Genomic DNA, 12,122 nt, shown 5'->3' on the forward strand with positions numbered 1-12,122 from the left:
ATGGCCTTCAATCTGAGCGCTCGCCTGGCCGAGCGCCGGGCGGCAGACCTGTATCGCCAGCGGCCCTTGCTGGAAACCCCGCAGGGGCCTTTGGTGGTGGTCGATGGCCAGCCGCTGCTGGCTTTTTGCAACAACGACTACCTGGGCCTGGCCAACCACCCCGAGGTGATTGCCGCTTGGCGTGCTGGCGCCGAGCGCTGGGGCGTGGGCGGCGGTGCCTCGCACCTGGTGATCGGCCACAGTGGCCCCCACCATGCCCTTGAAGAAGCCCTGGCCGACTTGACCGGACGCCCGCGTGCGCTGCTGTTTTCCACCGGCTACATGGCCAACCTGGGTGCGGTCACGGCGCTGGTGGGGCAGGGCGACACGGTGTTGGAAGACCGCCTTAACCATGCCTCGTTGCTGGATGCCGGCCTGCTGAGTGGGGCGCGCTTCAACCGCTATTTGCATAACGATGCCGCCAGCCTGGAAAACCGCCTGGAGAAAGCCGTCGGCAATACCCTGGTGGTGACCGACGGCGTGTTCAGCATGGATGGTGACATTGCCGACCTGCCGGCCCTGGCCCGCGCCGCCAAGGCCAAGGGCGCCTGGCTGATGGTGGATGACGCCCATGGCTTCGGCCCACTGGGTAACAATGGCGCCGGTATCGTCGAGCATTTCGGCTTGGGCTGCGATGACGTACAGGTGCTGGTGGGTACCCTGGGCAAGGCGTTTGGTACCGCTGGCGCCTTTGTTGCCGGCAGTGAAGAATTGGTCGAAAGCATGATCCAGTTTGCCCGCCCATACATCTACACCACCAGCCAACCGCCGGCGCTGGCCTGCGCCACGCTCAAAAGCCTGGAGTTGCTGCGCAGCGAGCATTGGCGTCGCGAACATTTGGATGCGTTGATCCGCCAGTTCCGCCAAGGCGCCGAGCAGATTGGCCTGCAATTGATGGACAGTTTCACGCCCATCCAACCGATCTTGATCGGTGACGCCGGGCGTGCGGTCAAACTCTCGCAGATGTTGCGCGAGCGTGGGTTGATGGTCACCGCGATTCGCCCACCGACCGTGCCGGCGGGCAGCGCGCGTTTGCGTGTCACCCTGTCGGCCGCCCACAGCGAGGCGCAGGTGCAGCTATTGTTGAATGCATTGGCAGACTGCTACCCGTTGCTGGAGCCGAGCGATGCGTGACCGTTTGATTCTGCTGCCCGGCTGGGGCCTGGGTATTTCGGTGCTGGAGCCGCTGGCCGCGGCCTTGCAGGGGTTGGATGAGCACTTGCGGGTCGAGATCGAGCCGTTGCCGGACTTACCCACCAGTGACCTGGCCGAATGGTTGGACGAGCTGGATGCCGACCTGCCGCAAGACGTCTGGCTGGGTGGCTGGTCGCTAGGCGGCATGCTCGCCGCAGAACTGGCGGCGCGGCGCGGTGACCGATGCTGCGGGCTGGTCACGCTGGCCAGCAACCCGTGTTTCGTGGCCCGGGCCGAGTGGCCCAGCGCGATGCACGGGGAAACCTTCGATGCTTTCCTGGCCGGTTGCGCGAGCGATCCGCAAGCCACCCTCAAGCGCTTCAGCCTGCTCTGCGCCCAAGGCGCCGCCCAAGACCCGCGCGGCCTGGCACGCCTGCTCAATGCCGGTGCGCCAACGGCGTCGGTCGACAGTTTGCGCCATGGCCTGGAGTTGTTGGCGAACCTGGACATACGCGCAGCGCTGCAACATTACCCTGGCCCGCAGTTTCATCTGTTTGCCGGGCTGGATGCCTTGGTGCCTGCCGAAGCCGCCAACGACCTGCTGACGCTGCTGCCTGATATCGAAGTGGGCGTGATCGAGCAGGCCAGCCACGCTTTCCCCCTGGAGGACCCGCATGAATTGGCGGCGGCCATCCAGGCTTTCCTGCACGAGTCCGGTGATGACTGACCTTTCCCAGCCCACGCTACCTGGCGCCTTGCCTGACAAACGTCAGGTTGCAGCTTCCTTTTCCCGCGCCGCGACCAGTTATGACAGCGTTGCCGACTTGCAGCGCGCCGTCGGTTCGGCGTTGATCGAGCGCTTGCCCGCCATGGCGCAACCGGCCCGTTGGGTCGACCTGGGCAGTGGCACCGGCTACTTCAGCCGCGCCTTGGCCGAGCGTTACGGTGCCGATGCCGGTACTGCCGTGGACATTGCCGAAGGCATGTTGCGCCATGCCCGTACCTTGGGCGGTGCCAGCCACTACGTGGTGGGCGACGCCGAGCGCTTGCCGTTGCGCAGTGCAAGCGTCGACTTGATGTTTTCCAGCCTGGCGGTGCAATGGTGCAGCGATTTCGCCTCAGTGCTGAGCGAAGCGCTGCGTGTGCTCAAGCCTGGCGGTACCTTTGCCTTCGCCAGCCTGTGCGTGGGTACCCTGCAAGAGTTGCGCGACAGTTGGCAGGCGGTAGACGGCATGGTGCACGTGAACCGCTTCCGCCGTTTCGAGGATTACCAGCAACTGTGCGCCGCCAGCGGCCTGCAGTTATCGACCCTGACGCGCCTGCCGCATGTGCTGTACTACGCTGATGTAAGGGGGCTGACCCATGAATTGAAAGCCCTTGGTGCGCACAACATCAATCCCGGCAGGCCAGGTGGCCTTACCGGGCGCGCGCGCATGACCGGGCTGCTTGAAGCCTACGAGCGCTTTCGCCAACCTCAGGGGCTGCCGGCGACTTACCAGGTGGTGTACGCCGTGCTGCACAAACCGCTGGAACAGGGGCACGCGAAGTGAGCCAGAGCTATTTCATCGCCGGCACCGATACCGATGTCGGCAAAACCACCATCGCCGCCGGCCTGCTACATGCCGCGCGGCTCAATGGCCTGAGCACCTTGGCCGCCAAGCCTGTGGCCTCCGGCTGTGAAGTCACCCCCAAGGGGCTACGCAACGCCGACGCCCTGGCCCTGATGGCCGAAAGCTCGATCCAGTTAAGCTACGAAGCGGTCAACCCGATCGCTTTCGAACCGCCCATCGCGCCGCACCTGGCCGCCCGTGAAGCCGGCGTGGCCTTGAGCGTGCAGGCTCTGTTGGGGCCAATGCGGGACATTCTTGCCCACGGGGCCGACTTTACCTTGATCGAAGGGGCGGGTGGCTGGCGTGTGCCGCTGTCTGACCAAGCCAACCTGTCGGACCTGGCCGTGGCGCTCAAGCTGCCGGTGATTCTAGTGGTGGGTGTGCGCCTGGGCTGCATCAATCACGCCCTGCTGACGGCCGAAGCCATTGCCCGTGACGGTTTGCAACTGGCCGGCTGGGTGGCTAACGTGATCGATGGCAAGACCTCACGGCTTGAAGAGAATCTCGCCACCTTGGCCGAACGCTTGCCTGCACCTTGCCTGGGCCGCGTGCCACGGTTGAAGGTGATGACTGCCGCAGCGGTGGCCGAGCACCTGCAGCTGGATTTGCTGGACTAGATTTTGTCTATGGCAGGGCACTGTGCCATTAGTGTTTTTGACGGGTATTTTTTGACGCGCTCTGTTTCAATGGGCGCTCATTCGCTTTACGCCTGATGGAGTTTCACATGCAAATCTCAGGGGGCAGTGCCTATTACGCCGGTCTGAGCGCCATTCAGTCAGGCGTTGCGCGCGCCGACCAGGCTGCCAGCCAGATCGCCAGCAGCGCGGTCGACCGTTCCACCACCAACCAATCCACGGTGTCCCAGGCCGATCGTCTGTTTTCGGTGGACCGCAGCCAGCAGCAAAACCTGGCCGGCAGCAGCGTTGAGCTGGTGCAAGCCAAGGTGCAAGTCGAGGCGGGCGTGAAGGTTGAAAAAGCGTCCGACGAAATGCTCGGTACCCTGATCGATACCTACGCCTGACCCTGCCCACCGGGTGATGCGCGCCCGCGCATCATCGGCGCCGTACCCATCGCTCTACTAAACTTCATGTATCCCGCCCAGGGTCTTTTGTACGCTGAAGCTGCCCTGTGCCTGCCATTCGGCGGGGCGGATTCATTTCGTCTTCATGCAGGGTGCTTGACAAGATTTCGGCGTAAACGTATGTTTCAAACAACTGTTTGACCGAAAGCCATCGGCGCTTGCTGGTCCGTTGCGGTCACCCTATCCAGGATTCATCAGCAGAGGTTTATCGCTATGCCTGAATACAAAGCCCCCTTGCGTGATATTCGCTTCGTTCGTGACGAGTTGCTCGGCTACGAAGCGCATTATCAAAGCCTGCCGGCTTGCCAGGACGCCACCCCGGACATGGTTGACGCCATCCTCGAGGAAGGTGCCAAGTTTTGTGAACAGGTGTTGGCACCGCTGAACCGTGTGGGTGACACCGAAGGCTGCACCTGGAGCGAGTCGGGCGTGCAGACGCCGACCGGCTTCAAGGCTGCCTACAAGCAATTCGTCGAAGGCGGCTGGCCGAGCCTGGCCCACGACCTGGCACACGGTGGCCAGGGCCTGCCTGAATCCCTGGGCCTGGCCGTGAGCGAAATGGTCGGCCAGTCCAACTGGTCGTGGGGCATGTACCCTGGCTTGTCCCATGGTGCGATGAACACCATCTCCGAGCACGGCACCCCCGAGCAGCAAGAGGCTTACCTGACCAAGCTGGTGTCCGGCGAGTGGACCGGTACCATGTGCCTGACCGAACCGCACTGCGGCACCGACCTGGGCATGCTGCGCACCAAGGCCGAGCCACAGGCCGACGGCACCTACAAGGTTTCCGGCACCAAGATCTTCATCTCGGCCGGTGAACACGACATGGCCGATAACATCGTCCACATCGTACTGGCACGCCTGCCGGATGCACCGGCTGGCACCAAGGGCATTTCGCTGTTCATCGTGCCCAAGTTCGTACCCGGCGCCGATGGCAACCTGGGCGAGCGCAACGCGGTGAACTGTGGTTCCATCGAACACAAGATGGGCATCCACGGCAACGCCACCTGCGTGATGAACTTCGACGCGGCCACCGGTTACCTGATCGGCCCGGCGAACAAGGGCCTGAACTGCATGTTCACGTTCATGAACACCGCTCGCCTGGGTACCGCGCTGCAAGGCCTTTGCCATGCCGAAGTGGCCTTCCAGGGCGGCTTGAAATACGCTCGTGACCGCCTGCAGATGCGCTCGCTGACGGGCCCCAAGGCGCCGGACAAGGCCGCCGACCCGATCATCGTGCACCCCGACGTGCGGCGCATGCTGCTGACCATGAAGGCCTTCGCCGAAGGCACCCGCGCCATGGTCTACTTCACTGCCAAGCAGGTCGACATCGTCAAGTACGGTACCGACGAAGCGGCGAAGAAGCAGGCGGATGCCCTGCTGGCGTTCATGACACCGATCGCCAAGGCGTTCATGACCGAAGTCGGCTTCGAAGCCGCCAACCACGGTGTGCAAATCTACGGTGGCCACGGTTTCATCGCCGAGTGGGGCATGGAGCAGAACGTTCGCGACAGCCGCATTTCGATGCTGTACGAAGGCACCACCGGTATCCAGGCACTCGACCTGCTGGGCCGTAAAGTGCTGATGACCCAAGGCGAAGCGCTGAAGGGCTTCACCAAGATCGTGCACAAGTTCTGCCAGGCCAACGAAGGCGTCGAAGCGGTCAACGAGTTCGTGACCCCGCTGGCCCAGTTGAACAAAGAGTGGGGCGAGTTGACCATGAAGGTCGGCATGGCCGCGATGAAAGACCGTGAAGAAGTCGGTGCCGCCTCGGTGGACTACTTGATGTATTCCGGTTACGTCTGCCTGGCCTACTTCTGGGCCGACATGGCGCGCCTGGCTGCCGAAAAACTGGCCGCCGGTACTTCGGAAGAAGGCTTCTACACCGCCAAGCTGCAAACCGCGCGCTTCTACTTCCAGCGCATCCTGCCACGTACCCGTACCCACGTGGCCACCATGCTGTCGGGCGCCAACAACCTGATGGACATGAAAGAAGAGAACTTCGGCCTCAGCTACTAAGCCCGGCGCCGCAGCACAAAAGCCGCTCCCGTGATGGGAGCGGTTTTTTTATGGGCGCTATTTGAAATAAGTCTCAAAAACCAGCGATTAATGCCGTTAAAGCTGAATTGGGCGTTAATCATTCCTGTACACGGCCGATACAGATAGAGGCACAATGCCATATTGTTGAATTGCCGGGTCGGAGCTCCCCTTGCCGCGTCTTTCCGCTGTACGTTTAAGTCATTTCCTCCCTTCGCTGCTGTTGTTGCTGGCAGGGCTCGCGGCTGCTTATGTCAGGGACCTGAACGTATTCTTCACCTCCCTGTTCAATGTGCTGCCCACCTTGGTGCTGCTGCTCGGGGGCGCCTACTGCGCGGTGTACCGACGCCAGCGCGAGCTGTTCTTGATGGTGACGGTGTACATCGCCTATTTTCTGCTCGACACCCAGACCGATTTCTACCGCGACAACGGCAAGGTCCGCGAGGACGCTGCAGTGGTGTTCCACCTGTGCTGCCTGATATTGCCCGCGTTGTATGGCTTGTACGGTGCCTGGCAGGAGCGCACCCATCTATTCCAGGACATGGTGGCGCGCTTTGCCGTGTTGTTGGCGGTAGGCAGCGTGGCCTTGGGCCTGGAGCAAAGCTTTCCACAACCCTTGCTCAACTGGCTGGCCGAGATCCGCTGGCCAGCGTTGCACGGGCAATGGATGAGCCTTATCCAGTTGGCCTACCCGATGTTCTTCCTGTCGTTTGCCCTGTTGGCGCTGCAATACCTGCGCGAGCCACGGCCGCTGCACGCGGCCCAATTGGTGGGCTTGCTGGGGTTGTTCTGGGCGTTGCCGAAAACCTTCATCTTGCCGTTCACGCTCAATATCATGTGCAGCCAGGTAATGCTGATGATTGCCGCAGCGGTGGCTCACGAGGCTTACCAAATGGCCTTTCGCGATGAACTGACCGGCCTGCCGGGGCGTCGGGCGCTCAACGAGCGGATGCAGCGCCTGGGACGCAATTACGTGCTGGCGATGACCGACGTCGATCACTTCAAGAAATTCAACGACACCCATGGTCACGATGTCGGCGACCAGGTACTCCGCCTGGTGGCCAGCAAGCTGTCCAAAGTGACCGGTGGTGGCCGTGCCTATCGCTACGGGGGCGAGGAATTTGCCTTGGTGTTCGCTGCCAAGACCCTGGAGGAGTGCATGCCGCACCTGGAGGTGATCCGCGAGGCAATTGCCAGTTACCAGATCCAGTTGCGCAACCCCGAAAACCGCCCCCACGATGACCAGCAAGGCCGCCAGCGCCGGGGCGTTGCGGCGGCCAGCAGCGTGTCGGTAACCATTAGTATCGGTGCGGCCGAGCGACTGATCGAGCACCGCGGGCCAGAAGCAGTGCTGAAGTCTGCAGACCAGGCGCTTTACAGCGCCAAGGGGGCGGGGCGTAACTGTGTGGTGGCGTACGGGCAAACCCGGCGGGGTGCAGTCAGGACTGCAGCGGGGTGAGTGCGCGAATGTGTGACCAATAAATACCTATTGGTCACACATTGACCCTATGTGTCGCAAAAGTTGTTGGGGTACACTCGAACGATCTACTGTTCAGTTTACCTGCGAGGTTGCCATGGCCGATTACAAAGCCCCCCTGCGCGATATGCGCTTCGTCCTCAACGAAGTCTTCGACGTAGCCAGCCTATGGGCGCAATTGCCTGGCCTTGCAGACGTGGTCGATACCGAAACGGTGGAAGCGATTCTCGAAGAAGCCGGCAAAGTGACCGGCAAAAGCATTGCCCCGCTCAATCGCAGCAGTGACGAGGAAGGCTGCCACTGGAACGACACGGTGGTGACCACCCCGGCCGGTTTCCCCGAGGCCTATCAGATGTACGCCGACGGCGGTTGGGTCGGTGTGGGCGGCGATCCGGTATACGGCGGCATGGGCATGCCCAAGGTGGTTTCCGCGCAGGTCGAGGAGATGGTCAACTCGTCCAGCCTGGCCTTCGGCTTGTACCCGATGCTGACCGCCGGCGCCTGCCTGTCGATCAACGCCCACGCCAGTGAAGCGCTTAAAAGCACCTACCTGCCGAACATGTACGCCGGCGTGTGGGCCGGTTCCATGTGCCTGACCGAAGCGCATGCGGGCACTGACCTGGGCATCATCCGCACCAAGGCCGAGCCCCAGGCAGACGGCTCCTACAAGGTCAGCGGCACGAAGATCTTCATCACCGGTGGCGAACACGACCTCACCGAAAACATCATCCACCTGGTACTGGCCAAGCTGCCGGACGCGCCAGCGGGGCCCAAGGGCATTTCGCTGTTCCTGGTGCCCAAGTTCATGGTCAATGCCGATGGCAGCCTGGGTGCGCGTAACGCCGTGACCTGCGGCTCCATCGAACACAAAATGGGTATCCAGGCCTCTGCCACGTGCGTGATGAACTTTGACGCGGCCGTGGGTTACCTGGTGGGCGAGCCGAACAAAGGCCTGAACGCCATGTTCACCATGATGAACTACGAGCGCCTGGGCGTTGGTATCCAGGGCCTGGCTTCGGCCGAGCGCTCCTATCAAAACGCAGTCGAGTACGCCCGCGATCGCTTGCAAAGCCGCTCGCCGACCGGGCCGAAAGCCACCGACAAGGTCGCCGACCCGATCATCGTCCACCCGGACGTGCGCCGTATGCTGTTGACCATGAAAGCGGCCAACGAAGGCGGCCGGGCGTTCTCCACTTACGTGGCGATGCAGCTGGACACCGCCAAGTTCAGCGAAGACCCTGCCACTCGCAAGCGTGCCGAAGACTTGGTCGCGTTGCTCACCCCGGTGGCCAAGGCCTTCCTGACCGACCTGGGCCTGGAAACCACCGTGCACGGCCAGCAGATCTTCGGCGGCCATGGCTTTATCCGCGAGTGGGGCCAGGAGCAACTGGTGCGCGACGTGCGCATCACCCAGATCTACGAAGGCACCAACGGCATCCAGGCGCTTGACCTGGTGGGGCGCAAGGTGGTCGGTAGCGGCGGTGTGTTCTATAAACTGTTCGCCGACGAGATTCGCCACTTCACCGCCAGCGCCAACGCGGACCTTGCCGAATTCACCAAGCCGCTGAACGCGGCTGTGGATAACCTTGACGAACTGACTGCCTGGCTGCTGGACAGGGCCAAGAGCAACCCGAACGAAATTGGCGCAGCGTCAGTGGAATACCTGCAGGTGCTCGGCTACACCGCCTATGCCTACATGTGGGCATTGATGGCCAAGGCGGCCTTGGGCAAGGAAGGCCAGGAGGATTTCTATGCGAGCAAACTGGGTACGGCGCGTTTCTATTTCGCTCGCCTGTTGCCACGTATTCACTCCCTGACCGCTTCGGTGAAAGCCGGTAGTGAGTCGCTGTTTTTGTTGAGCGCTGAGCAATTCTGATCAAGCGGCGTTCATGTAAGCATTCACTTACATGAACTGATGTCTTTCGGCTATATCGGTTCTTTGGATCCAGCGGTAATATTCTTCCATGGACGTAGCGCAGGAAGCGCAATAGAAAACACGGATCGAACACGCAGGATCGCCACCAGGATGGTTGGCAGAAACGGATGTCAGGGAAACAGTCTGCAAAGCCCCGCTTCGGCGGGGTTTTCTTATTGCCCGCGAAAAAGTCTTGCGCCGGTCAGGGCAGTTCCTGGCGCGGCTTCACCACCTCCTCAAGCAAGGTGCGCAGCAACTCCACAGAGGCTTGCTGACGCTGAGCGTCGCGGTACACCAAACCCACTTTCAATGGCACCCGTGGTTCGCTCAATGGTTTCCAGAGCAGGTCACGATCGCTGCGAATCTGTTGCGCGCGCCCTGGCAATACCGTTGCCAGGCGAGTGTGGGGCAGGCTTTCGAGAATGCCGGCCATGCTGTTGAGTTCGGCCTGCACGTGCGGGCGGCGGCCCAAATTGGCCAGTTGTGACTGCCAGATCTGGCGGATCTGGAACTCCTCGCCCAGCAACAGCATGGGCAGTTCGGCAGCCTGGGCCATGGACACCTTCTTGAATTCGCGCAAGGGGTGGTCATTGGGGATCACCAGTTGCAGTTCATCCTCATACAGCAGCACGCCATGCAGCCCGGGCTGGCGCGGTGGCAGGTAACTGATGCCGATGTCCAGTAAGCCGTTGAGCAGGCGCCGCTCGATCTCAAGCCCCGACAGTTCATAGATCTGCACCACCAGGTGCGGTTGCGCCTTGCGCACCCGCTCCAACAATTGCGGCACCAGGCTTGGGTGCACGGTTTGCAGCACGCCGATGGCCAGGGTACGCACCGCCTGGCCTTGGAAGCTGCGCAGGGCTTCGTGCGCCTGGTGCAGGCCATCGAGCAAGGGCAGGGCGTGGTTGTACAAGGTGTGCGCGGCCAGGGTCGGCAACAGGCGTTTGTTGCCGCGCTCGAACAGGCTTACGTCCAAACCATGTTCCAGTTGGCGGATCTGTTGCGAGAGTGCCGGTTGCGACAATGACAGGCGCTCGGCGGCGCGGCCCACGTGGCCCTCTTCGTATACTGCGACGAAATAACGCAGCTGTCTGAAATCCATAAGTTTGTCTTATCGAAATAGCTCGAAAATCGAAATGGCCCAAGGGGCCTCTTGAGCCTAGTCTATCCCGCAATCGCGAGGTTTACAGGGCCTTTAAGCGAAATTCAGAAGCCGGATGCGATTTGATTTTGCATAGGCTGGGCAGGCAGAAGAGGCGAGCGCGCATGGGTGTGTTGTCAAGAATCCGGTTTGCAAAACCCTCACGGGTATGCGCTCAGGAGGTCGAGCACTCGGCGCCGTCGTTCATTCGCGGTCAAGGCTCCTGGCTTTGGAGCGAGGAGGGGCGTGCCTACCTCGATTTTTACCAAGGCGCTGCGGCCAACAGCCTTGGCCACAGCCCTGAAGTACTGGTCAATACCCTTAACGCGCAAGCCCAGGCGGTATTGCACACCGGTTACCCTTCGCGCCCAGCCCATGCACTGGCCGAGCGCCTGTGCCAGGCAACCGGCAGCGACCAGGCCTATCTCTTCAACAGTGGCAGCGATGCCTGTGAAGCTGCCATCCGCCTGGCGCGCCGCTGGGGCCTGCGTTATCGCAACGGCGCAGGCGGCATCATTACCGCGCGGCACGGCTGCCATGGCCGCCATCTAACCGCGCACGACCGCACCGAGGTGCCCTTCAACGATTTGCCTGCCCTGCACGCGGCGGTGGACTCGCGCACGGTTGCGATCATGCTGGAGCCCATCCAAGGCGCGGCCGGCGTTATCCCGGCCAGCGAACTTTACCTCAAGGGTGTCGAACGCTTGTGCCGCGAGTTGGGCATTTTGTTGATCCTGGATGAGGTGCAGACCGGCATGGGCCGCTGTGGCGCATTGCTGGCCGAACAGACCTATGGCGTGCGTGCCGACATCCTGGCCGTGGGCAAAGGCCTGGGCGGCGGCATGCCGGTGGGCGCCGTATTGGCGCGCGGTAAGGCCTGCTGTTTGGAGCCCGCAGACTTGGGCTTCAGCCATCAGGGCAATGCACTGATGAGCATGGCTGGCCTGGCGGTGCTGAACGCCATCCTGGCGCCCGGCCTCCTGGCCCAGGTGGCCGACAGTGGTCGATATTTGCGTGACGGCCTGGTTCGCCTTGCGCACCGGCATGGCCAAGGCATCGTCCGTGGGCAGGGTTTGTTGTGGGGCCTGCAACTGAGCGATGACGGCGCGCAGGCGTTGGTCAAGGCAGCCCGGCAGGAGGGCCTGCTATTGAGCGCCCCGCAAGCCGACTGCCTGCGCTTCACCCCGGCGCTGAATGTCAGCAAAGGCAATATCGACGACATGCTCCTGCGCCTGGCCCGCGCATTCGCCCGCGTGCGCACCGCGCAACTGCAGGCACGCAAACACTGATTTGTCCGAACCGTCTCGCGTAACTGCGCATCGCCCCGAGCCTGATCCTTTCGGCCCGGGGCGTTTTTTTTTCGCAATGATGGCAACTTGCTTTAACGCGTGGAACCCTGCCGTTCGCCTTGTGTCTGTAAAGGACACAACACAAGGAACTGCACCATGGACATCATTCGCATCATCATCGCCATCCTCCTGCCGCCACTGGGCGTCTTCCTGCAAGTGGGCTTCGGCGGTGCTTTCTGGCTGAACATCTTGCTGACCCTGTGCGGCTATATCCCGGGGATCGTGCATGCGGTGTATATCATTGCCAAGCGTTGAAACCGCATGACGGCCTTCGCGGATAAATCCGCTCCTACAAGGGCCCGGTAGGGGCGGATTTATCCGCGAAAAGCGCACCAGGGA

Annotated in this window: 11 protein-coding genes; 10 read left to right on the forward strand and 1 reads right to left on the reverse strand. The window is 62.0% G+C overall.

Annotation, left to right across the window (positions count from 1 at the left end):
• From bioF to L9B60_RS14160, 8 genes are all read left to right on the forward strand, one after another.
• Window positions 1–1,173: an 8-amino-7-oxononanoate synthase gene (gene bioF / locus L9B60_RS14125; protein ID WP_249679421.1), complete on the forward strand. Its 1,173-nt coding sequence runs from the start codon at window positions 1–3 to the stop codon at window positions 1,171–1,173.
• On the forward strand, window positions 1,166–1,900 hold the full coding sequence (locus L9B60_RS14130) for an alpha/beta fold hydrolase (RefSeq protein WP_249679422.1): 735 nt from the start codon (window positions 1,166–1,168) through the stop codon (window positions 1,898–1,900). Before bioF ends, L9B60_RS14130 begins: the two co-directional genes overlap by 8 nt.
• On the forward strand, window positions 1,893–2,723 hold the full coding sequence (gene bioC / locus L9B60_RS14135) for a malonyl-ACP O-methyltransferase BioC (RefSeq protein ID WP_249679423.1): 831 nt from the start codon (window positions 1,893–1,895) through the stop codon (window positions 2,721–2,723). The genes L9B60_RS14130 and bioC overlap by 8 nt, the downstream gene beginning before the upstream one ends.
• A complete protein-coding gene (gene bioD / locus L9B60_RS14140) occupies window positions 2,720–3,400 on the forward strand; it encodes a dethiobiotin synthase (RefSeq protein WP_249679424.1) in 681 nt (226 codons plus the stop codon). Before bioC ends, bioD begins: the two co-directional genes overlap by 4 nt.
• Window positions 3,401–3,507: 107 nt before the next feature.
• Entirely contained in the window at window positions 3,508–3,804 is a 297-nt protein-coding gene (locus L9B60_RS14145; RefSeq protein WP_249679425.1) for a pyrroloquinoline quinone biosynthesis protein PqqE, read from the forward strand.
• A gap of 273 nt (window positions 3,805–4,077) precedes the next feature.
• Window positions 4,078–5,883: a phenylacyl-CoA dehydrogenase gene (locus L9B60_RS14150; RefSeq protein WP_249679426.1), complete on the forward strand. Its 1,806-nt coding sequence runs from the start codon at window positions 4,078–4,080 to the stop codon at window positions 5,881–5,883.
• A 190-nt stretch (window positions 5,884–6,073) separates the two neighbouring features.
• Window positions 6,074–7,360: a GGDEF domain-containing protein gene (locus tag L9B60_RS14155; RefSeq protein WP_249679427.1), complete on the forward strand. Its 1,287-nt coding sequence runs from the start codon at window positions 6,074–6,076 to the stop codon at window positions 7,358–7,360.
• Window positions 7,361–7,475: 115 nt separating this feature from the next.
• Complete coding sequence (locus tag L9B60_RS14160) at window positions 7,476–9,254, forward strand: acyl-CoA dehydrogenase C-terminal domain-containing protein (protein WP_249679428.1); 1,779 nt, start codon at window positions 7,476–7,478, stop codon at window positions 9,252–9,254.
• Between the two features lie 241 nt (window positions 9,255–9,495).
• On the opposite strand, the gene L9B60_RS14165 is transcribed toward L9B60_RS14160, so the two are convergent.
• Window positions 9,496–10,395: a LysR family transcriptional regulator gene (locus tag L9B60_RS14165; protein ID WP_249679429.1), complete on the reverse strand. Its 900-nt coding sequence runs from the start codon at window positions 10,393–10,395 to the stop codon at window positions 9,496–9,498.
• Between the two features lie 164 nt (window positions 10,396–10,559).
• Between L9B60_RS14165 and L9B60_RS14170 the strand changes: the two genes are divergently transcribed.
• Window positions 10,560–11,723, forward strand: a complete 1,164-nt coding sequence (locus L9B60_RS14170; RefSeq protein WP_249679430.1) for an aspartate aminotransferase family protein — start codon at window positions 10,560–10,562, stop codon at window positions 11,721–11,723.
• Between the two features lie 156 nt (window positions 11,724–11,879).
• Window positions 11,880–12,038, forward strand: a complete 159-nt coding sequence (locus L9B60_RS14175) for a YqaE/Pmp3 family membrane protein (protein ID WP_033050408.1) — start codon at window positions 11,880–11,882, stop codon at window positions 12,036–12,038.
• Window positions 12,039–12,122 lie beyond the last annotated feature (84 nt).

Origin of the sequence: Pseudomonas abieticivorans (genome assembly GCF_023509015.1) — a bacterium.
GTDB lineage: Bacteria > Pseudomonadota > Gammaproteobacteria > Pseudomonadales > Pseudomonadaceae > Aquipseudomonas > Aquipseudomonas abieticivorans.